Raw genomic sequence first — 20,488 nt, forward strand, 5'->3', positions numbered from 1 at the left:
TCTATTCCACACAGGAATATAACGGGGACCACGATGGATCGCATGCGCCTGATGGAAACCTTCGTCCGCGTCGTCGAAACCGGCAATTTCTCGGCCGTCGCGCGCGAAGCGCACACCACGCAGTCGGCCGTCAGCAAGCAGGTGCAGGCCCTCGAAAAGCTCATCGGCGCGCCCCTCCTCGTGCGTTCCTCGCGCAGCCACTCGCTTACCGAGGCAGGCCAGCTCTACTACGAGCGCTGCCGGCAGGTGCTCGACACGCTGGAGGAAGCGCAGCTCGAGGTGCACCGCGCGGAGCACGAGATCTCCGGCGTCCTGCGCGTCGCCGCCCCGGTCGCCTTCGGGCGCCTGCACATCGTGCCCCGCCTGGCGGCCTTCTATGCGCGCCATCCGAAGATCAAGGTCCATTTGCAGCTCGACGACGGCTTCGTCGATCTGGTCGCCGCCGGCATCGACGTCGCCTTCCGCGTCGGCGAACTCAAGGACAGCCGCCTCGTCGCCCGTCGCATCGGCTCCGCCCACCGCGCGACACTCGCCTCGCCCGCCTACCTGGAGCGGCACGGCGAACCGCAACACCTCGACGACCTGCCCCGCCACAACTGCATCATCTACACCGGCCTCACGACCATCAACGACTGGTCCTACCGCGACGCCGCCGGCCTATCCCACGTCGTCCGCGTCGACGGCAACTTCCAGTCCAACAGCTCCGAAGCCATCCGCCAGGCCGTCTGCGAAGGGCTCGGCATCAGCTACTCGCCGATCTGGGTGTTCGGCGACGACCTGCGCGCCGGGCGCGTCAAACCCATCCTCACCCGCTACCGCGCGCCTTCGCTGCCGCTGAACGTCGTCTTCCAGCCGGCACGGCGGCCGTCGCTCAAGGTGAACAGTTTCGTGAATTACTTTTCGGAAGCGTTCAGCCGCGATCCGGACATTGCGCAGATGCTGACTGCCGACGCGGAGACGACGGATACCCGGGCATTGCAGCGATAACGGCACGGCCGCGGAAAGGGTGCGGATTCCGAATCGGAATTGTCCGGCTCTCGCCCGTCTGCATCAGCCGCATCAGCAGATGCCGTAGCGGCGCAGGCGGGTGGCAATCGCCGAGTGCGAGGCGCCGAGCCGCTTGGCCAGTCGCCGGGTGGACGGAAAATCGCCATACAGGCGCTGCAACAGGTTCTTCTCGAAGTCGGCGACAGCCTGTTCAAGCGTCGTGACTTCCCCCGTCATGTCTCGCCCGGCGGGGTTTGCCGCTTGCGCAAGTTCCAGTTCGTCTGCGCCGATCACGAGCCGTTCCGACATCGTCACGGCGCGGAAGATCACGTTCTGAAGCTGTCTTACGTTGCCGGGCCAGGGACTCGCGAGCAAGGCGGCGCACGCGGCCGACGACAGGCGCATCAGGGGACGCGCCGCCTGCGCGCAGGCGCGTGCGAGGAAGAACTGGGCCAGCGGGAGGATGTCGCCGGGTCGCTCGCGCAGCGGCGGCATATGCAGCGTCAGCACATTCAGGCGAAACAGCAGATCCTGGCGAAAATGACCGCCGGCCACCATGTCTTCGAGCGCGCGGTGGGTGGCGCTGATGATGCGCACATTCACTTTGACTTCACGGTCGCCGCCCACCCGCCGGAAGCTGCCGTCATTGAGAAAGCGCAGCAGCTTGGCCTGCAGGTAGGGCGACATCTCGCCGATCTCGTCGAGAAACACCGTGCCCCCGTCCGCCAGTTCGAGCAGGCCGGGTTTGCCGCCGCGCAGCGCACCGGTGAAGGCGCCCGGCGAATAGCCGAACAGCTCGCTCTCGGCAAGGTTCTCGGGCAGTGCGGCGCAGTTCAGCGCAAAGAAGGGCTCGGCGCTGCGCGTGCTGCCGGCATGGCAGGCGTGCGCGAGAAGCTCCTTGCCCGTGCCGGTTTCGCCGGTAATCAGCAGCGGCGCATCGACGAGCGCCATGCGCGCCGCGCGCTGCTTGAGCAGATCGATTTCCGGTGAATTGCCGAGGATGGCTTCGAAACCACCCGCGTCGTAATTCTGCAGCGCGCTCAGACGTTCGCCCATGCGCGTGGGGGCGTGCAGGGTCATCACGGCCCCCGCTACGCGTCCGCTCGTTTCGTGCAGGGGCAAGGTCTCCAGCATATAGGGTTCGCCGTTGATCTCGATCTCGCGTACCGGCAGGTGGTAACCCCCATCGACCATCGCGTCCAGCAGTCCCGGATCGCCGATCAGTTGCTGCATCGAGCTTGCCCGCAGATCGGCTTCCGACATTCCGCTTGCCGTGACGGCGGCGCCGTTGGCGATGATCACGCGACCGCTGGCATCGACGGCAAATACCGGGTCGGCCTGCGAGGCCAGCAGGGCCTCCAGATAAAGACGCCGTTGCGCGCCGGGGAGCATGGCGACGACATCCACGGTGCGGACGCCGGCAATCTGCAGCAACTGGCTGCGCAACTTGATGAGTCCGGCTTGCTCCAGCGCCGGTGCCTCGATGTGGATGTACGGCGGATCGACCTCGACGGCCGTGACATTGAGCGAGCGCCGCGCGAGCTCGGCCAGGATTTCGTGGGCAATGCCAACACGGTCGTCAAAGTCGATGGCAATGCGCATGCGGCCTCCCGTATCGATATCGTTCCAGTGTATTGATAATAATACATTAAGTGCAAGCCATTGATCGTAAATGCAATTCCATCAATTACGGCGCACCGGCCGACCTTTCATGTATTGATTCACGTACACACAAAACCGAACGGGCTGCATTTATTAGAATAACTATCTGTTTTATTGGTACTTTCTGTAGTGGCACAGGCGTTGCTATACCCGCCTTGAATCCAGTCTGGTCACGTCGCCTCCGCGGCGCAGGACCACGGACAAAAATCAAGGAGAAGTGGCATGCATGTCCTCGTACTCGGCAGTGGTGTCATCGGGACCACCATCGCCTACTACCTCGCCCGAGCCGGGCATGAGGTCAGCGTGGTCGATCGGCAGCCGGGGCCGGCGCTGGAGACCAGCTACGCCAATGCCGGCGAAGTCTCCCCCGGCTATTCGGCACCGTGGGCAGGCCCCGGCGTGCCGCTGAAGGCGATCAAGTGGATGCTGATGCATCACAGCCCGCTGGTCATCAAGCCGATGCTCGATCCCGCGATGTGGCGCTGGGGCATGTCGATGCTGCGCAACTGCACGGAGGCGCGCTACCGCGTGAACAAGAGCCGCATGGTACGGCTCGCCGAGTACAGCCGCGATTGCCTCAAGGAACTGCGCGCCGACACCGGAATACGCTACGACGAGCGCAGCCACGGCACGCTGCAGCTGTTCCGCACGCAGAAGCAGCTCGACGGGGTCGGCAAGGACGTCGAGATCCTCAAGCAGTACGGCGTGCCGTTCCAGGTGCTGGAAGGGAACGCTTATCTCGAGTACGAGCCGGCGCTGGCGCTGGTCAAGGACAAGTTCGTCGGCGCGCTGCGCCTGCCGGGCGACGAAACCGGCGACTGCTTCAAGTTCACCCGGAACCTCGCCACGATGGCCGAATCCCTCGGCGCGAAATTTCGCTTCGGCGTGAATATTCGCGGCATCGAGCGCGCGGGTGATCGCATCACCGGCGTGCGCACCGATGCCGGCCTGCTCACCGCGGACAAGTACATCCTCGCGCTGGGCAGCTATTCGCCGCAGTTGCTCAAGCCGATCGGCATCGACATCCCGGTCTACCCGGTCAAGGGCTACTCGATCACGGTGCCGATCGGCGATGCCGCGATGGCGCCCGAATCCACCATCATGGACGAGACCCACAAGGTCGCCGTGACGCGCCTGGGCGATCGCATCCGGGTCGGCGGAACGGCGCAACTGTCGGGCTTCGACCTGCAGCTGGACGCGCCCCGTCGCCGCACGCTGGAGTTCGTGGTGGGCGACCTCTTCCCCAAAGGCGGCGATATCGCCCAGGCCGAATTCTGGACCGGGCTGCGGCCGATGACGCCCGACGGCACGCCGATCATCGGCAAGACGCCCTGCCCCAACCTGTACCTCAGTACCGGCCACGGAACGCTCGGCTGGACCATGGCCGCCGGCACCGGCCGCGTCATGGCCGACCTGGTCGGCGGCCGCAGCCCGGAAATCAACATCGACGACCTCGGCGTCGCCCGCTACGCCTGATCCACGCAGTTCCTCTAAACACATACAACGGAGACAACCCATGGAAACACTTACGCAGTTCGTCACGGCGATCAACGACCTCGTGTGGGGCCCGCCGATGCTGATCGCGATCCTCGGTACCGGCCTGTTCCTGCAGTTGCGCCTCAAGTTCATGCCGGTGACCAAGATCATCGCCGGCTTCGTCATGGTCTGGCGCGGACGCAAGGCGGCGCCCGGCGCGCCCGGCGAAATCACGCCCTACGCCGCGCTGATGACCGCGCTGGCGGCAACGGTCGGGACCGGCAATATCGCCGGCGTCGCCACCGCCATTGCCGTCGGTGGGCCGGGCGCCATGTTCTGGATGTGGATGACCGCGCTCGTCGGCATGGCCACCAAATATGCCGAAGTGCTGCTTGCGGTGCATTACCGCGAAACCGACGACCACGGCGAGCAGATCGGCGGACCGATGTACGCGATCAAGAACGGGCTCGGCCGCCGCTGGCGCTGGCTCGGCGCGGCGTTCGCGCTGTTCGGCGGCCTCGCCGGCTTCGGCATCGGCAACATGGTCCAGTCGAACAGCATCGCCGGCGCCCTGGAAGCCGGTTTCGGCATCGATCCGTGGGTGTCCGGTGTCGTGATGGCGGTAATCACCGGCGGCGTTCTGCTCGGTGGGGTCAAGCGCATCGGCGCGGTGGCGGAAAAACTCGTGCCGTTCATGTGCATCGGTTATGTCGTCGCGTCGCTGACGGTGCTCGGCATCTATGCCGACCAGATTCCCGCGGCCTTTTCGCTGATCCTTTCGAGCGCCTTCAGCCCCGCGGCGGCAACGGGCGGCTTCGCCGGTGCTGCGGTGATGATGGCGATGCGTTACGGCGTGGCGCGCGGCATCTTCTCGAACGAAGCCGGCCTCGGCACCGCGGGCATCGCGCAGGCGGCCGGCCAGACCAAGAATCCGGTCGAGTCCGGCCTGGTGGGCATGATGGGCACCTTCATCGATACCATCATCGTGTGCACCATGACCGGCCTGGTGCTGATCGTGACCGGCGTCTGGAGCAGCGGCCTCAAGGGCGCGGCGCTGAGTTCGAGCGCCTTCGTCACCGCGTTCCCGGGCTTTGGCAGCCAGTTCCTGGCCATCGCGCTGGCGATCTTCGCCTTCACCACCATCCTCGGTTGGGCGTATTACGGCGAGAAGTGCTGGGAGTACCTGGTCGGCACGTCGGTCGAAAAGCCCTACCGCGTGCTGTGGACGATCTTCGTGCTGGTCGGCGCCGTGACGCAGCTCGACTTCGTGTGGCTGGTCGCCGACACGCTGAATGCCTTCATGGCGATCCCGAACCTGATCTCCCTGCTGCTTCTGTCGCCGATCGTCGCAAAGCTGACGCAGGACTACTTCGCCGAGCGTCGTATTCCGGTCGGCCGCGCGGTCGTCGGCGAGTTGTCTCGCTGAAGACCAGGTTCAACGCTATCCAACCCGCCCCTTTCGTCATCGGCGCCACGCGGCGAAGCCGCGCGCTCCGCGCAATCCCGATGACGAAAGCGGGCAGGACCTTCGGCCACGCGTAATTGAAAGCAATGGAAGCGCAGACGCCGGATCTTGCGCAGCTGCTGACTGTGGATGCCTGTCCCGATCGGTCCGCCGCGTCTCGTACTTGATCCGCGCCCCTGCATGCCAAGCTTCAGAGAATGACCGCGATCTCCTCGCGACGAACCAGATCGTGCTCCAGCTGCAGACCATCCATGTCGAGCGCGTCATGGGCGGCGAGCAACCCGACCGGCGTCCCCTTGTCGTCCACGACCGGCATGTGGCGGAACCCGCCTTCATACATCAGATGCAAGGCGTGGCCGAAAGGCTTGTCCTCGTGGATCGTCTGCACCTGCGTCGTCATGATGGTCTCGACCGACGTCGCCGCCGGATCGAGACCCATGGCGACGACCCGGAACACGATGTCCCGCTCGGTCAGGATGCCGAGCAACTTTCCCTTTCCCACCACCAGAACTGCCGAGGATTTCATCTCCCGCATGATGATCGACGAATTTCGAATCGTGCTGCCTGGTGAGACCGTGGGGAATGGGCGTTGACCAATGACTTGGTGAATGGGGCGGTAGGGCATGGCATGTCTCCTCTCGATCGAAGGATGAAGACGAACGGGCCTTCCTGCGAGCCGGTCCGGAACACGAACCCGATGAACAGGGTGTCGGCCCAGGCCGAATGACGTCGCGAACGAGCGCTGACCGCAAGGTGTTGTTCCTTGAGCACCTGATAACGGCCCTTGCGGCAATCGACGCTCGGCAGAAATCATGCAAGTTCCAGACCTTTGTAGCACGGACCAGAAAACCCAATTAAAACAGCGCCATGCGTTACCTCAGCACTTTCGGGTTGCTGCTCTCTGCACCAGTATCGGGATGCGACGAGGCATCAGGCGCCAAATGAGTGCGCTCGGTCGGATATCCGGCGGCTGATGCGTGCCAGGAAAACAGCTCGACCGGCTGCGACAGGTGGTGGCGCTGATCACCTCACCCACCGGATCGATGTCTCCTGCGATCAACGGTTAGCGACATACCAATAAAAATTGGCGCCGATGCATATCGCGTCTATCGTGGACAGACCCCACAGCCCGTAACGCCGCGACGAACAAACACCCACAAAGCGGAGGCATCCATGAGGTTCCCTATTTCCCGGCGGTTTGTTGCACCGTTGCTGACTTGTGCCTTGTTGATACCGGCAGCGGCCCGTGCCGCCGATACCCCACCCGAGAAACCCATCGGCCTGACCGGTGCGGCCGATGCCGTCGGGCTGGTCGATCTGGCCCCTCACAACCTGGCCGGCGCGGTCGGCGACTACGATTTGCGCGCGCGCGTCGTCGGGCTCGAGCCGGGAGGCGCCATCCATAACCACCCGCACGCGGGCCGTCCGGGCATCGTCCGCGTCACGAAGGGGACCCTCATCGAATATCGGGGCGAAACCAAGCGCACGCTTGCCGTCGGCGACACGTGGTACGAAAACGCCGACACGACACACTGGTTCCGGAATCCGAGCACCACCGAAGCCGCCGAGATCTGGGTCGTGGATCTCGTTCCGAAGAAGAAATAGCCCTTAGGGAAGCCCTGAAGAACCGTACGGCCGGCCGCCAAGTACCTGGCCAGCTGGGTCATTGCCCGGCTCGAAGGCATCGAGGCGGCTCGCGCTGCGATGCAAAACATCACCCCATTTCTGGACGCATGCCCGGCTACCGTGTGAGACGGTGCGCGCGTTCCGGGGGTCGAGTCCAGCGGAGTTCAGCGGCAGCTGTCGAACGCTGCTACTCCCCCTGCGGGGCCGGGAAGTTACCGCGTCCGCGCGCCCTTCACGAACTCAAGTGAGGCGCGGAACAGTTCAATATCCTGCCCGTAGTCTGCCGCGTCGGCCCGGTCGATTTGAATCCATTCCCTCGAACTTGCCATGCCTCCGGGTTGAAATGGGACGACGTCGCCCCTTGAGAACTGCAACTCGATCGCAGTGCCGGCAGGCACGCGTAGTCCGACGCCGTTGCCGCTTATGCAGGCGAACATCTTGTCGTCGACAAAGTAGGCGTCAAGTCCACTGATTTTCTTCGCTCTGACGCCAGGAAGCTTTAGAAGAACTTCATCGATTTGCGACTTTCGGCTCGCATTTGGTACGCAAGTATTCAAGGGATCTCCGTCGAGTGTCATGGAAGAACGGCTGAATCACGTCGTGTGATACGCTAGATCCAGCGGGATCTGCAAGCGAATCATGTCATGGTCCGAGGCTATCAAACAGACCCGCTATTTTTCGGAATCCGCCGACGGTCACCTGCCGTTCAGGCGCTGAGGGAGCTCATTGACCGCTTGTCAAATCGGGCTACAGCCGGACCCGACCCTCAAGAGACATTCGTCGTCTCGGCTCGCTAGCGGCTTCCCCCAGCGAAATTGGGGGTTACGGCATCTGGCCGATGATGTTGCGAATCTCCGTCTCGTCAAATGCGCGAAGCGTCTGCGTGCGAACGTTTCCGAGCGAGCCCACTGTAAGAAGCGCTGCCGTGGCCATCTCCTCGCTGCCCTCGCAGACCACCACCATGTCGTAGCTTCCGACTGTCCACCATGCTGCTTTGACGCTGCCTCCCATCTTCTCCATCAAGCCCTTAAAAGCCTCAAAGCGATCAGGAGATTGCTTGACTGCCCGGATGCCTTGGTCAGTGAAATTTACGAGCGTAACAAAGGTGGCCATTTTCTTTCTCCTCTGTGCGGGGTTTGGCGTCGCCCTGGGTTCGGTGCCCACTGACCTTCGCCTCCTCTAACGTAGACCTTACGCCGTCGTTTGCTAGCGAAATAATGAATCACCCTCCGCCTGCGCAGGCGCTCGTGTGTTACACCTGCGGGTTAAAGCCGTAGTGGATAGCGTGGGTCGAGGCCGACAACGCGGCCGGTCGGCGCCTCACGCGACTACAAGCATTGGGTAAGTGCGGGCCCGTCCTTCACCGTTACGGCGTGGATCGATACCAGTGCAGACAATGAGCAGAGCGCCGTCGCTTGACAGCGCTAAACGTACTTCGACGGCTGTCCGCAACCTGCGTTTCACTGAAGTATCGCAGCCCGTCCGTCGATTGTCTGAGTGAAGCGGGCACTTCAAATGTCTTCTTCGGAACGGTGCTGCAAGACCGGTTCTGGCCGTTATGCACAGCTGTCCATAACGGCCACGACCAGTCCTTGCTCGTTTGCTCAAGCCGGTCATCCGGCCGGCGGGTCCGACCGTGTTGCTGCCGCTCGTGAATGCGCAGCGTCCGTCGAGTCATCGGCCTTTGCTGACGGCCAGCTTGCCCCAGATGAGGGACGGCAATGGTGCCTCGACCTGCCGTTCAGCGCTCATGCGGGCTGAACGGCAGGTCGTGCTTTCCTTGAACTCACCGTTTCGACCCACAAGAGATATTCGACATTTAGGTCTTCGGCTGACAGATTTCTGAGCGGAGCGGTCGCCCGTGCGGAGGCCGAATGAAATCTCTTAGGGCAGAACGGATATTCGGTCGGCAAAGTAGATTCGACCGCCGAAAAATCAAGACAGCTAATGCGCCATGAGCAATCGAGCGCTCAAAACTCTACGTAAGTCCATCACCCAGCAGCCTCACTCCGCTTTAGATCGCACAGTCCTAGAACGGGATATCGTCGTCGAAATCAACCAAAAACTCATTTCCAATTACCGGAGACGCCACAGGTGGAGCCGCCAAAGGTGGAACCTCCGGAGCACCGGCGATCACCCATTCGATCATCCACTTATCGAGCAGCGACAAAGATCCGTTTCTCGACAATGACTTAAGCCACTTATCCCTCTCGTCTCTAGCCAGGATTTGCGCAGCGAAAATTACTGCGCGTCGATCCCATGGACCAAGGTTTAATACCTTGTCCTTATGTGTCCTAACCCAAGATACATTCCCGAGAGTAACCGCAGCCGCCGCACGATATCTTAATCCATCAGAATAACTAAGGACCTGCCTAGCCTCATCATCTGAAACAAGTCCTCGATGCTTGGATACGTACCATGAAAACCATTCTGCTGTCGCCTTATCATCGAATGACTGGTCGAACAACATTTCTTGTATCGCAGCGCAAATATCATGAATATTATCTGGACCTGTTACAGCATCAAGATACAAAACCAAGTCGTTTATTACTGGCCTGTAGAAATTCGATTTTCGAATAAGGTGAATAGCTAACTCTTTGACTTTGTTTGCTTTTGCGCGTCGCATAATCGCTCGAGCGACTGCAAGGTCAAGGTACTCGTGCCTCTCAATTCGCTCTAGAGACTTCAGTAGCGTCGCGCCCGCCTCCTCATCTAATTCCATAGGTGCGATTTTTGATTCGCAACCGTACGGATTTCCGACCTCGATTTCGCTAAGAATTTCTAACTTTTCGATTTGGTACTGATTTTGAAGCTCTTCCTGTAAAAATAATTGCGATTCTACAATTCTGGTTTTCTCTCCAACCAAGCCAAGCCTATGATTCTGATGTAGATAATGAGTAAATTCCTGAAGCAGGACATCAAGTGCATGCTTGGAATCAGAGAAAACCCTAATATCGTCGACGTATCTAACGTGCCGCATTCCCCTGTCTATGATGTATTGGTCCACATCAACGAGGACAGCTTCACTAAGCACGATGCTCGCTGCAGGTCCAACAGGAATCCCTTGAGATGTATTGTTATTTATAGAAAGCAAAAAATTCTCAAGAGCTTTCCCCTGACCATCTCCTGCTGCAATAGAAACGGCGTTCTCCAGTCTATGGAGATAAATTCGATTGTAAAAATCAGAAATATCTGTTGCGAGGACATATCTGTACTGGGCAGCCAGTTCCTCGCATCGCGCTCTGTAGTCTGAAAAACCAGATCCTGCAACAAAAAAGCTATAAGGATCTGTTTTTATTCGATAAGAGCAGGCGACTTTTTTGTATCGAGATTGGCGCGACGCCTCAATACTGTCGGAAACCGAGTGAACCGCAGCAGCGTAGACAATTGAGTCAACAGGGTCTAATTGATGAACTATCCGATAGCCCCCTCTTGGTTTCCTCCAGGGGATAGCTATCGGATTGCCGAAAGGCTGCCAACCCGGACTGCTCAGGACCCGGACTACGTCTTCCCATTTGTACCAGAGGGCTCCGAACTCAAAAGGTTTGGGAAAGAAATCAGTATCGTAGTATGCGGTCAAATGGCGCCGGGAGAAACAGAGCGCATCTTCCGTTGTAAGTCTATTTATCGACATTAAATTTTTCGCGGACGGAGTCTTCATCGGAGATGTCGCGCTGAAGAATGGTGCAACCTTTTGTCCTAAGAGTGGCTGATGTTAAGCAGTGAGCACCAGACAGCGTTGTCGAACGTCCGCTACTTGGAGGTCGTTTGATGGACTCTTCTGACTAGTGGTCGATGTTATCAGCATGGGTAAGTGGACGGTTGCTTGGGCCCAAGGTCTTCCGTAGGTCGTCGGTCAGCTTCCGGAGTAACGCGGGCCCTCGGATGTCAGCTTGAGAGCGGGAATGATCGGCCGTTCCTGGCCAATACTACCCTTCCAGCATCGCGTCCGTAAGGGGCCGCCGGTCTTGTCGAAGGCTTTCGGCGGGCGGCCAAGCCACGGTCAGATCTCGTCGTCGACCTCGATGCCAAGGTACCGGACTGTGGACTCAAGCTTGGAATGGCCACGCAGGAGTTGGACGGCCCTCAGATTCTTCGTCCGCTTGTAGATCAGCGTCACCTTCGTTCGGCGCATCGAATGCGTGCCGTAGGCGGAAGGATCCAGACCGGCCGCCGTCACCCATTGTTCAACGATCCTCGCGTACTGGCGGGTGGAGAGGTGCGGCGCGTCGTGCAACTGGGTTGGAAAAAGAAAGTCTTCCGCTTCAGCTTCGCCTTCTCGATCCATGCCGCCACCGTCGTTCGCGTGGGCTCGGTCAGTTCGAACTGAACCGGCAGCTGCGTCTTCCGCCGGATGACCATTGCGCGCGACAGCACTTGGTTACCGTGGGTCACATCGCGAATCCGGAGACTGACGAGATCGCACCCGCGCAGCTTGCTGTCGATGGCGAGGTTGAACATCGCCAAGTCGCGAACATGATGGATGTTCTGAAGATAGATGCGGATCGCCCAGATGTCCTTGGGATTAAGCGGCGCCTTCTGTCCCACCAGCTTTCCCTTGTCCAAGGCTCTCGATGTTCGTTGGATTCCATGCCAGACTCCTCGGCTGTTGATCGGAGTCTGATTGTTGGCCGCGACCCAGCCGGCGGCTTCAGGGAAGGCAGACGAACTCGTACATACGGCCAAGAAAGGACGGTCGCCCCCCGGAAACTCAGGAGGCATGAACAGCAGGTAACTAATCCGGAACCGGCACTCGACTCTACCGGCAGGCCCTCGTTTCGTCGGCCGCTGGCGACACTTTGTAGTGACACAGGCGGGGCAATACAGTCGCCCGAGGTACGCTTGGAAAATTCCGATCCCATAATGCAAGTTTTCGAAAGACCAAGGACTTGGTATGAAAAACGAAACGGCTGCGATTTCTGCAGACATTCACGGTGAGAAACTTTATCAACAGCGTGCACGTGAAGCTCTGCCGGTTCTGGTGCGTCAGGCATTCTCGGGTAAACCAATATTTTACAAACAGTTAGCCGATGAACTGGGAATGCAGAATCCCCGCAACCTGAATTTTGTACTTGGAAGCGTTGGCAAGTCACTGATCGATTTGGGCCAGAAGTGGAGCGAAAAAATCCCGCCGATTCAGTGTCTGGTGATCAATCGGTCAGAGGAGCTGCCGGGCGACGGGTTTGGCTGGTTCATGAAAAAATCTGATTGGAAGAGTTTGAGCAAGCGAAAGAAGAACGAAATGATCAATGCTGTTATGCACCAGATTTTTGCTTATCCGAAATGGCGGACAGTCCTGAAGTCACTTGGATTGGATATAGCGGACCACGATTTCTCAGATGTGGTCAAAAAGGCATCCGAATTTCAGGGTGGCGGTGAAAGCAACGACCATAAGGCGCTAAAGGAATATGTGCGATGTCGTCCAGAATTGTTCGCTCTCGGGAAGAAGACTGGTCCAGGTTTGGTCGAGAAAGGCCTTCCGTCCGGTGACCGGCTTGATGTATTTTTTGATAGCGGCGATGAATGGGTGGCGGTGGAAGTGAAATCCACTCGCTCGAATGAGGTGGATATCGTACGGGGTTTATTTCAATGCGTGAAATATGATGCTGTGCTCAACGCAATGATTGTAACTGAGCAACGTGACACCAAGGTTCGTGCTGTGCTGGTCCTTGAGTGCTCTCTGCCTGACGCCCTGATTCCAATGAAGCATATGCTTGGGGTTGAAGTGCTTGAGAATGTGTCACCACGTCGCAATGAATAATGGATTATATATTTGACTGAATCAGTCTAATGTCAATAGACAATTCCGGTCGTCCGCTCTGACCGAACCGGAAACTGTCGGCCGCAAAACTCGACAGGCTGGTTCAGGATCTGGAAGCTGCCATGGAGCTTGCGAGCGTCATCTGGCCGTTGTGGGTCGGCAAGACCCGTTCGATGAACCAGACACCCGCCGTTCGACTGCGTTGAGCGCCGTGCGGCGGCTTTCCACAACACTGCCGCCGATCAATCGACGCAGGCTGGCCGTCGGCAAAGGCCGATGACTCGACGGAGGCTGCGCTTTCACGAGCGGCAGCAAGATCGTCGGAGCCGCCGCCCGGTGAACGGCTTGAGCAAACGAGCAAGGACTGGTCGCGGCTGCCTTCAGTCCTCGACGCAAGGATCACGGAAGACGGGCAGAGCCATGGTCACCTCGCAGTCGACCGATTGACAGCTCCACCACGCGTCACTCCGCGACGCGCCGGCGAACCACCAGTTCGTCATACCCCGTCGAAGCGTCCGGTTCGCGCCGGAGCACCCATCCCGGCAGTGGGGCCAGCAAGATTTCGGCAGTCGTTCGCACCGTATTCCCATAGACGACGTGACCGCCGACGACCCGCCCGTCGGGCGTCGAGATGGACATGTGCAGATGCGCGCCGTTTTCCGCGAGGCTGCCGGCAAGCGTGAGGATTTCGGACGGGCCGGGGATGGTCGTAGCGGTGTCGTGGCCGGCGAAGCGGAGTTTTGCGTCGATCAGGCTGCCGATGCCGGAGAGGACGAAGGCCGGGCCGCCGGGTTGCTCGCTGACGGCCGACTCCAGTGCCTTGCGCAGGTCGCTGCCGGGGAGCAGCCGGAGGGGATAGGGATTCATGCGTTCCATGGCTGAATTGCAGTCAGGTCTCATCGGGACTAAGTGTGTATTCGGCTCGCCTCCCCATCAATAGAGATCCGCCAGTCCGCGAGGAAATCCCGATCGTCCGCCACGATGAGTGGCCCCAGTTTCCGTCCCTGCCCCCTGTTTCCGTTCCGCGTCGTGCTATGGCCTGGTCGCGTTATGGTTTGGAAATTTCGGCAAGCGCTTCGGCAGCGGGCTGGATTTCGGTACGTTGGACAGCAAAGTCGCCCAGCGAAACGATTCCCACCAATCGCTTTTCCCGGTCAACGACCGGCAGGCGCCTGACTTGGCGCTCGCTCATGATCTTGACGGCCTCGTCGACCGACTCGTCCTCGAAGGCCCACGCAACACCGTCGGACATTACATCGCGAACCTTGGTGCTGGAGTCCTTACCCTCGGCGACGGCGCGTATCGCGATGTCCCGATCCGAGATCGTGCCAATCATGCGATCGTTCTCCCCAACCGGCATCATGCCGAAGCCCTCATCGCGCATCGTTGCTGCGGCCTGCCTGATGGTCATGTCGGGATTGATGACCTTGACGTCGCGACTCATGAGGTCTCGTAACTGGTGCATATTCATTCTCCTGGCATCTAGTCTTTCGATGAAAGCGCCTCACTTGCGTGATGATCAGGCGCGGTCGCGTAGTTCGGTCACACCAGCGCCTTCGGCGCAGTGATCGCAGCAGAACATCCGGTCGCCCTTCTCCAGGCCGTGCCCAATGATGCGCACGCCACAATGCGCGCATTTCGGTGCGAGGGTATGAATCGCGCATTCAAAGCTGTCGAAGGTATGGGTCTTCCCCTGCGCCACCACCTGAAAAGACTTGTCGTAGTCATTGCCGCACGCGTCGCATTTCGCCATGGATAGCTCCATTGAACGGTTGTCTGTCACTACGACCGCGAGCATATTCGCGGTGATGGAATGAGTCTGTACGCTGGGCAACAGATCTCGGCTCGCCTCCCCCATCAATAGAGAGCCGCCAGCCCCGTACGGACTGCCTCCGGCACGTTCGGCTGATTTGCGATGTCCGCGAGGAATTTCGGATCGTCCGCAACGGTGAGGGGATCGAGGGCGATGGACTGGAGGATCGTCGACAGGGGCGCCGCGGCGCGCGGGGACATGCGGTCGGGGCCGGTGAAATCGTCGGGGCCGCTGAAAGGCAGGCGTGGGCGCAGGTCGGTGCCCGTGGCCTCGATCTCGTCGAGGGCGAGCGACCAGACAACGGGTTCGGGTGCGCTTCGCAGGGCGTTCCTCGGCCGCGGCGCTTCGACTTCGCGCGCGAGGGCGGGCAGATTGCGGAAGGCGGCTCGCAGGGTGCGGCGGGCCTGTTTCAGGGATACGGCGGCGACGTCGGGATCGGCTGTGTGCTGCGCCAGGTTCAGGCAGCGGAGCCGGCCGCCGACGCGCAGCGTTTCGCCCTCGGCACCGAGTGCGCTCATCATTGCGGGCGTGCCGTAGCACGCGAGGCCGTTGATCATGACGAGCCGGATCGATGTCTCCTTCGCCTTCACGAGCGCTTCGTAGGGGTCGCCGGCCGTGCCGTCGATGACGAGGAGGTCGGCGCGCTTGCCGGGCTCCAGCGTGCCGAGCGCCTTGTCCCACTTCAGGATCGCGGCGGCTTCGCGCGTCGCCATCGCGACGAGGTCGCGTGCGCTGAAGAGTCCGTCGAGCATATGTGCGGAATAGAGCCACGCGACTTTCAGTTCGCCCAGCAGGTTCTTGCTGCCCGAGGGGGACCAGTCGCTGCCGAGGCCGATGCGCACACCGGCCTGCCGGGCCGCCTTCACGTCGGCGGTCGCGCCGTACAGCAGGAGGTTGCTGAAAGGCGACCACACCATCGCACCGCCGTGGCGCCCCAGCACCTCGAAGTCTTCCGCCTGCAGGCCGGCGGCGTGGATGGCGGCGAGGCGGTCGTTGATGGCCCAACGGTCGGGCGCAACCTGCAGCGCGAGGAAATGGCGACGCGCGATCGAGTCCGGGGTGTCCGGCGCGGTCACGCCTTCGCTGACATGCAGGAGGAAGCAGCTGTCTTCCTTGTCGAGCCGCGCCAGGAACCAGGCCGCGTCGCGGGCATCGATGTCGGGGATGCGCGCCTGCGCTTCGGGCAGCTCGGGGTCGTCAGTATCTTCGACGTTGCGCAGCATGCCGCGGTAGTAGCGCCTTATGCCGGCGTTGCTGTTGAGCATGATCCCCTGGCTGGTGGTGACGCCACCGAGCAGGCATTTGCACTCGACGTAGCGGACGAGCGGCGCGAGCAGCGCGGCCTTGCCTTCGGCATCGCGGTAGCTGCCGACGACGGTCATCGGTCCGCTGATCAGCCGGCGATAGTCGGAGTGATCGGGCCACTGGCCACGATGCTGGAAGCGCCTGGGCACCGGCGCCCACAGCGGCAGCGCGTTGTAGGCGAGGTGGTTGTGCAGCTCGATCAGACCCGGATAGAGCGTGCCGCGCGTGGCTACTGGAATGACCCCCTCGAAACCGTCCGGTGCCGGCTGGGTATGATCCTGCACGGCGACGATGACGCCGCGATCGATGTAGACGACCGCATTCGTCCTGACCGCAAACGCGTCGTCCATCGTGACGACCCGACCGGCGAGCGCGACTTTCGGGCCGGTCGGCAGGTCGATCCGCCCCGCTTCCCTTGCGACCGGCACCGGTGCGCGGGCGGCGGGGGGCGGCTCGGTGCCGGCGAGCGGATACCAGCGGCGCGGGATGCCGGTCATGTGAGGACTCCCTTGGGGATCCTGATCGTGATGTTGCGCCGCTTGGCGAGATCGTCGGGGCCGACGCGCCGCGCCCAGCCGTCCTGTTCGCGCATCCACGCCGGCAGTCCGGCAGGGAAATCGAATTCGGGGATGCCGATGCGGTCGTCGTCCGCCCAGGCGTCACCGTACGCAATGAACGGAGTCGGCACGTCCGGGTGCTGCACGCGCGGCGCGACCGCCTGCAAGGCCTTGTTCCAGTTGCGCAGCAACGCCGTGGTCGCTTCCGCGAGCTTGACCTTGTCGCCGTTCGAGGCGCTTTCCGGCTGGGTGGGGTGGGTCAGTGCCGCATAGCCGACGTCGATCGACTCGCCCGCCGGGGTCGCCTTCCAGAAACGCCACGCCTCGTCGGCTACGCGACCGAACGCCAGCACGACCTCGATGCGGCCGCCAGCCAGCAGGGCGTGGATCCAGCGGTCGCGGTAATCGACCAGCCGCGGATCCTTGCGCGTACGCGCCTTCACGCTGCCATAGACGCTGTAGAGGTAGGTGTTGATGACTACGTAGCTTCGCGTCACGCCGAGCTTGCGCAGCAGGCCCTGTGCGCGCCGCCCGGCCTCGCCAACGAGGCAGCGGCGGATGACGCTCTCATGCTGGGCGGGGTCCTGCCCGATGACGAGGATGCGTGCCGAACCGTCGAGTCGCCCGCGATGGAAGATCGGCCCCCACTCGGTACGGAACTGGTCGGGCGGATAGACATCTGCCCCGGGGTATTCGGAACAGAGCGTCAGGAACGGTTCGGCGACATAGCCAGGGTCGAATGGATGCGACATGCGTGCTCTCCTCGCGACGGGCGGCGGCCTGCGCGCCGCGCAACCGCCGTTGATTTGGCATAGCACAGAAATTCGCGTCGTTCGTGGCTGCCTGCGACGGAGTTCGCCGGGGGGCCGATCGGTTCGCCGCGGTGGCGTTCCCGCCCCAGCCTGCTCCCCTCGCTCGGGCAACAATTTCTCCTTGACAGCCGGCGCCCCACGACATTTAATAAACCAAGTTGATTTATTAATAAACAAACACCGCCCATGAGCGGGGTCGAAGGAGACGAGCATGGCAACAGCCCAGATCGGGCGCGGCCGCAACTCCGTGCGGCTGCGGCGCTACAACGAACGCCTGCTGCTGCAGGTGCTGCGCCGTTCCGGGGAGGCCTCGAAGGCCGACCTCGCGCGCCGCACCCACCTGACCAGCACGGCGATCGGCAGCATCATCCAGTCGCTCGAGGCGAGCGAGCTGATCGTCTATACGGGCCGTCGCACCGAGGGCCAGCGCGGCCAGCCGGCGACGCTGATCGACCTGAACCCGAAGGGCGCCTTCGGCATCGGCGTGCGGCTCGACCGCGACACGATCGAGACCGCCTTGCTGGATTTCGGCGGCCAGATCCTCGCCCGCCGCGTGCATGACCGCATCCTGCCCTCCCCCGACGAGACGCTGCAGCTCGTGCTCGCCGACATCGAGGCGGTGCTCGACGTGCTGAGCGCCGAGGAGCGCGAGCGCCTGACCGGAATCGGCGTCGCCCAACCCTTCAACCTCGGCGCGTGGCTGCGCGAGCTGAACCTGCCGAACGAGGACTTTCGCGCGTGGGACGAGGTCGATTTCGCCTTCGAGCTCGGCGAAGCGAGCGGCCTGCCGGTGTTCAGCGAGAACGACGGCAACGCGGCGGCGATCGCGGAGCTGTTCTACGGCTGCGGGCGCGAGTTCGACGACTTCCTGTATCTGTTCATGGGGCCGGTGATCGGCTGCGGCGTCGCGCTGAACGGCGACTGCCTGCGCGGCGTCACCGGCAACGCCGGCGACATCGCGGTGATGCCGGTGCCGCCCAGCCGCCTCGCGTCGGCGCAAGCGCCCGCGCACAAGTGGGACATGCTGCTGTCGCGCGCCTCGCTCAACGCGCTGGGCCGCCACCTGCGGCATGCCGGCGCGATCGTGACGAGTCATGCGGACCTCGAGCGCCACATCCGCGCCCATCATCCGGCCGTCGAGGAGTGGGTCGAAGACTGCATCGATGCGCTTGCGCCGGCCGTGCGTTCGGCGCTGTGCATGCTGGACGTGCCGGTGGTGGTGTTCGACGCCGATGTCGATGGCGGGCTCATCGACCTGCTGCAGCGCCGCCTCGCGCAGGCGCTGGCCGACAACGCGCCCGAGGCGCGCGGAGCGCCCGAGCTGGTGCGCGGTTCCTTCGGCTCGGACGCCGGCGCAGTGGGCGCGGCGAGCCTGCCGATGTTCTTCAGCTTCTCCCCGCGCGCCGAGATCCTCGGCAGCGTGACGCGTTCCATGGAGGAAATGCGCGATGCCGACTGACCTCGCTACTGACCACACTCGCCGCCCCGTGCTCGAGATGCGCGGCATCTCGAAGACCTTCCCCGGCGTGCGGGCGCTGCGCGACGTGTCGCTGACGCTCTATCCCGGCGAGGTGCATTCGCTGATGGGCGAGAACGGCGCGGGCAAGTCGACGCTGATGAAGATTCTTTCGGGCGCCTACACCGCCGACGAAGGCGGCGAGATCCGCATCGACGGCCAGCCGGTCGTCATCGACGGGCCGCTGTCTTCAAAGGCGCTGGGCGTCGCGGTGATCTACCAGGAGCTCACGCTGTGCGCGAGCCTGACGGTGGCCGAGAACATCTACCTCGGACGCGAGCTGCGCAGCGGCGGCCGCATCGACCGCCACGGCATGGAAGCGGGCTGCGCCGGCATCCTCGAACGGCTCGGCGCCTCCTTCGGGCCACGCACGCTGGTGAGCGACCTGTCGATCGCCGAGCGCCAGCTGGTCGAGATCGCCCGCGCGATCCACGCCGACGCGCGCATCCTGGTGATGGACGAGCCGACGACGCCGTTGTCGTCGCGCGAGACGGACCGTCTCTTCGAGCTGATCCGCCAGCTGCGCGCCGACGGCCTCGCGATCGTCTATGTGAGTCACCGCATGGCCGAGATCTACGAGCTATCCGACCGCGTGTCGGTGCTGCGCGACGGCAGCTACGTCGGCACGCTGGACCGCGACGCGCTGTCGGCCGAGGCGCTGGTGCAGATGATGGTGGGCCGCGACCTCTCCGGTTTCTACAAGAAGGACCACAAGCCCTACGAGCCGGGCGCGGTGGTGATGGCGGTGCGCGACATGAACGACGGCAGGCGCGTGCGCGGCTGCAGCTTCGACCTGCACGCGGGCGAGGTGCTGGGCATCGCGGGCCTCGTGGGCGCGGGCCGCACGGAACTCGCGCGCCTGATCTTCGGCGCCGACGAGCGCGCAGGCGGCGAGCTGGTCGTCGATGGCGCGCCGGTGCGGCTGAAGACGCCGCTCGACGCGATCCGCGCGGGCGTCGTGTATCTGACCGAGGACCGCAAGGGCCGCGGCCTGTTCCTCGACATGAGCGTGCGCGACAACATCAACGTGTGCGCCTGCTCGGACGACGCCCGCACCGGCGGCGTGCTGAACCTCGCGAAGGCGCGTGACCGGGCCGCCGCGGCGATCCGCGATCTGGCGATCCGCGTGCCGAACTCGCGTGTGAATGTCGGTGCGCTCTCGGGCGGAAACCAGCAGAAGGTGCTGCTGTCGCGCCTGCTGGAGATCAAGCCGCGCGTGCTGATCCTCGACGAGCCGACGCGCGGCGTCGATATCGGGGCGAAGGCGGAGATCTACCGGATCATCAACGACCTCGCGAACCGCGGCGTCGGCGTGATCGTGATCTCGAGCGAGCTGCCCGAGGTCGTCGGCACCGCCGACCGCGTGCTGGTGATGCGCGAAGGCGAGCTGGTCGGCGAGCTTGGCGGCTACTCCGGAGCCCCGATCACGCAGGAAGCCATCATCGAACTGGCCACCGGCGCCAATCCCCAGACCCTGCCGCGGGCCGCCTGAACGGCGCGCCTCCACA

At 62.4% G+C, this 20,488-nt stretch carries 19 protein-coding genes; 7 read left to right on the forward strand and 12 right to left on the reverse strand.

The window, feature by feature from the left end; genetic code table 11:
- The first annotated feature begins 33 nt into the window (after window positions 1-33).
- The gene (locus BW991_RS04430; protein WP_076600869.1) at window positions 34-987 is read left to right on the forward strand and encodes a LysR family transcriptional regulator; all 954 of its coding nucleotides are present in this window, start codon (window positions 34-36) and stop codon (window positions 985-987) included.
- 72 nt (window positions 988-1,059) lie between these two features.
- Here the strand turns inward: BW991_RS04430 and BW991_RS04435 are convergent, their stop codons facing one another.
- A complete protein-coding gene (locus BW991_RS04435) occupies window positions 1,060-2,589 on the reverse strand; it encodes a sigma-54-dependent transcriptional regulator (protein WP_076600870.1) in 1,530 nt (509 codons plus the stop codon).
- Window positions 2,590-2,871: 282 nt separating this feature from the next.
- Here BW991_RS04435 and BW991_RS04440 point away from each other — a divergent pair, with 282 nt between their 5' ends.
- Together BW991_RS04440 and BW991_RS04445 are read left to right on the forward strand one after the other, a co-directional pair.
- Window positions 2,872-4,125, forward strand: a complete 1,254-nt coding sequence (locus BW991_RS04440) for a D-amino acid dehydrogenase (RefSeq protein WP_076600871.1) — start codon at window positions 2,872-2,874, stop codon at window positions 4,123-4,125.
- A 40-nt stretch (window positions 4,126-4,165) separates the two neighbouring features.
- A complete protein-coding gene (locus BW991_RS04445; RefSeq protein WP_076600872.1) occupies window positions 4,166-5,551 on the forward strand; it encodes an alanine/glycine:cation symporter family protein in 1,386 nt (461 codons plus the stop codon).
- Between the two features lie 229 nt (window positions 5,552-5,780).
- Here the strand turns inward: BW991_RS04445 and BW991_RS04450 are convergent, their stop codons facing one another.
- Window positions 5,781-6,215 carry a CBS domain-containing protein gene (locus BW991_RS04450; protein ID WP_076600873.1) on the reverse strand — a complete coding sequence of 145 codons (435 nt, stop codon included), beginning with the start codon at window positions 6,213-6,215 and terminating at the stop codon, window positions 5,781-5,783.
- 548 nt (window positions 6,216-6,763) lie between these two features.
- Between BW991_RS04450 and BW991_RS04455 the strand changes: the two genes are divergently transcribed.
- Window positions 6,764-7,195 (forward strand): cupin domain-containing protein, encoded by a 432-nt coding sequence (locus BW991_RS04455; protein WP_084204955.1) that lies wholly within the window; start codon window positions 6,764-6,766, stop codon window positions 7,193-7,195.
- 233 nt (window positions 7,196-7,428) lie between these two features.
- Here BW991_RS04455 and BW991_RS04460 read toward each other — a convergent pair whose 3' ends face one another.
- The 5 genes from BW991_RS04460 to BW991_RS24125 form a co-directional block, all read right to left on the reverse strand.
- Window positions 7,429-7,794: a hypothetical protein gene (locus BW991_RS04460; RefSeq protein WP_076600874.1), complete on the reverse strand. Its 366-nt coding sequence runs from the start codon at window positions 7,792-7,794 to the stop codon at window positions 7,429-7,431.
- A 244-nt stretch (window positions 7,795-8,038) separates the two neighbouring features.
- Window positions 8,039-8,329 carry a GYD domain-containing protein gene (locus BW991_RS04465; protein ID WP_076600875.1) on the reverse strand — a complete coding sequence of 97 codons (291 nt, stop codon included), beginning with the start codon at window positions 8,327-8,329 and terminating at the stop codon, window positions 8,039-8,041.
- Window positions 8,330-9,245: 916 nt separating this feature from the next.
- Window positions 9,246-10,877, reverse strand: coding sequence for an RNA-directed DNA polymerase (locus BW991_RS04470; protein ID WP_084204956.1), 1,632 nt, complete (start codon window positions 10,875-10,877; stop codon window positions 9,246-9,248).
- Between the two features lie 342 nt (window positions 10,878-11,219).
- The gene (locus BW991_RS24120) at window positions 11,220-11,504 is read right to left on the reverse strand and encodes a tyrosine-type recombinase/integrase (protein WP_244551607.1); all 285 of its coding nucleotides are present in this window, start codon (window positions 11,502-11,504) and stop codon (window positions 11,220-11,222) included.
- The gene (locus BW991_RS24125; RefSeq protein ID WP_244551608.1) at window positions 11,393-11,782 is read right to left on the reverse strand and encodes a site-specific integrase; all 390 of its coding nucleotides are present in this window, start codon (window positions 11,780-11,782) and stop codon (window positions 11,393-11,395) included. Before BW991_RS24125 ends, BW991_RS24120 begins: the two co-directional genes overlap by 112 nt.
- Window positions 11,783-12,110: 328 nt before the next feature.
- On the opposite strand from BW991_RS24125, the gene BW991_RS04480 reads away from it, so the two are divergent.
- Window positions 12,111-12,977, forward strand: a complete 867-nt coding sequence (locus tag BW991_RS04480) for a hypothetical protein (protein ID WP_076600877.1) — start codon at window positions 12,111-12,113, stop codon at window positions 12,975-12,977.
- 462 nt (window positions 12,978-13,439) lie between these two features.
- On the opposite strand, the gene BW991_RS04485 is transcribed toward BW991_RS04480, so the two are convergent.
- The 5 genes from BW991_RS04485 to BW991_RS04505 all read right to left on the reverse strand — a co-directional run bounded on the left by BW991_RS04485 (window position 13,440) and on the right by BW991_RS04505 (window position 17,404).
- Window positions 13,440-13,844 (reverse strand): PPC domain-containing DNA-binding protein, encoded by a 405-nt coding sequence (locus BW991_RS04485; protein ID WP_076601003.1) that lies wholly within the window; start codon window positions 13,842-13,844, stop codon window positions 13,440-13,442.
- A 181-nt stretch (window positions 13,845-14,025) separates the two neighbouring features.
- Window positions 14,026-14,421, reverse strand: a complete 396-nt coding sequence (locus BW991_RS04490) for a CBS domain-containing protein (RefSeq protein ID WP_212566855.1) — start codon at window positions 14,419-14,421, stop codon at window positions 14,026-14,028.
- Between the two features lie 75 nt (window positions 14,422-14,496).
- Window positions 14,497-14,730: a hypothetical protein gene (locus BW991_RS04495; RefSeq protein ID WP_050415131.1), complete on the reverse strand. Its 234-nt coding sequence runs from the start codon at window positions 14,728-14,730 to the stop codon at window positions 14,497-14,499.
- Between the two features lie 104 nt (window positions 14,731-14,834).
- The gene (locus BW991_RS04500; RefSeq protein ID WP_084204957.1) at window positions 14,835-16,592 is read right to left on the reverse strand and encodes an amidohydrolase family protein; all 1,758 of its coding nucleotides are present in this window, start codon (window positions 16,590-16,592) and stop codon (window positions 14,835-14,837) included.
- Complete coding sequence (locus BW991_RS04505) at window positions 16,589-17,404, reverse strand: uracil-DNA glycosylase family protein (protein ID WP_076600879.1); 816 nt, start codon at window positions 17,402-17,404, stop codon at window positions 16,589-16,591. The genes BW991_RS04500 and BW991_RS04505 overlap by 4 nt, the downstream gene beginning before the upstream one ends.
- A gap of 271 nt (window positions 17,405-17,675) precedes the next feature.
- On the opposite strand from BW991_RS04505, the gene BW991_RS04510 reads away from it, so the two are divergent.
- Complete coding sequence (locus tag BW991_RS04510) at window positions 17,676-18,923, forward strand: ROK family transcriptional regulator (RefSeq protein ID WP_076600880.1); 1,248 nt, start codon at window positions 17,676-17,678, stop codon at window positions 18,921-18,923.
- Entirely contained in the window at window positions 18,913-20,472 is a 1,560-nt protein-coding gene (locus tag BW991_RS04515; RefSeq protein WP_076600881.1) for a sugar ABC transporter ATP-binding protein, read from the forward strand. Before BW991_RS04510 ends, BW991_RS04515 begins: the two co-directional genes overlap by 11 nt.
- Window positions 20,473-20,488: the final 16 nt, after the last annotated feature.

Source organism: Aromatoleum tolulyticum (assembly GCF_900156155.1).
GTDB lineage: Bacteria > Pseudomonadota > Gammaproteobacteria > Burkholderiales > Rhodocyclaceae > Aromatoleum > Aromatoleum tolulyticum.

Bases quoted from the DNA above. Each gene is read 5' to 3' on its own strand.
- BW991_RS04445 (WP_076600872.1), top strand. From the start codon at position 4,166: ATGGAAACACTTACGCAGTTCGTCACGGCGATCAACGACCTCGTGTGG.
- BW991_RS04455 (WP_084204955.1), top strand. From the start codon at position 6,764: ATGAGGTTCCCTATTTCCCGGCGGTTTGTTGCACCGTTGCTGACTTGT.
- BW991_RS04465 (WP_076600875.1), bottom strand. From the start codon at position 8,329: ATGGCCACCTTTGTTACGCTCGTAAATTTCACTGACCAAGGCATCCGG.
- BW991_RS24120 (WP_244551607.1), bottom strand. From the start codon at position 11,504: ATGGATCGAGAAGGCGAAGCTGAAGCGGAAGACTTTCTTTTTCCAACC.
- BW991_RS04515 (WP_076600881.1), top strand. From the start codon at position 18,913: ATGCCGACTGACCTCGCTACTGACCACACTCGCCGCCCCGTGCTCGAG.
- BW991_RS04460 (WP_076600874.1), bottom strand. From the start codon at position 7,794: ATGACACTCGACGGAGATCCCTTGAATACTTGCGTACCAAATGCGAGC.
- BW991_RS04450 (WP_076600873.1), bottom strand. From the start codon at position 6,215: ATGCCCTACCGCCCCATTCACCAAGTCATTGGTCAACGCCCATTCCCC.
- BW991_RS04500 (WP_084204957.1), bottom strand. From the start codon at position 16,592: ATGACCGGCATCCCGCGCCGCTGGTATCCGCTCGCCGGCACCGAGCCG.
- BW991_RS04430 (WP_076600869.1), top strand. From the start codon at position 34: ATGGATCGCATGCGCCTGATGGAAACCTTCGTCCGCGTCGTCGAAACC.
- BW991_RS04505 (WP_076600879.1), bottom strand. From the start codon at position 17,404: ATGTCGCATCCATTCGACCCTGGCTATGTCGCCGAACCGTTCCTGACG.
- BW991_RS04510 (WP_076600880.1), top strand. From the start codon at position 17,676: ATGGCAACAGCCCAGATCGGGCGCGGCCGCAACTCCGTGCGGCTGCGG.
- BW991_RS04440 (WP_076600871.1), top strand. From the start codon at position 2,872: ATGCATGTCCTCGTACTCGGCAGTGGTGTCATCGGGACCACCATCGCC.
- BW991_RS04480 (WP_076600877.1), top strand. From the start codon at position 12,111: ATGAAAAACGAAACGGCTGCGATTTCTGCAGACATTCACGGTGAGAAA.
- BW991_RS04495 (WP_050415131.1), bottom strand. From the start codon at position 14,730: ATGGCGAAATGCGACGCGTGCGGCAATGACTACGACAAGTCTTTTCAG.
- BW991_RS04485 (WP_076601003.1), bottom strand. From the start codon at position 13,844: ATGAATCCCTATCCCCTCCGGCTGCTCCCCGGCAGCGACCTGCGCAAG.
- BW991_RS04490 (WP_212566855.1), bottom strand. From the start codon at position 14,421: ATGAGTCGCGACGTCAAGGTCATCAATCCCGACATGACCATCAGGCAG.
- BW991_RS04435 (WP_076600870.1), bottom strand. From the start codon at position 2,589: ATGCGCATTGCCATCGACTTTGACGACCGTGTTGGCATTGCCCACGAA.
- BW991_RS04470 (WP_084204956.1), bottom strand. From the start codon at position 10,877: ATGAAGACTCCGTCCGCGAAAAATTTAATGTCGATAAATAGACTTACA.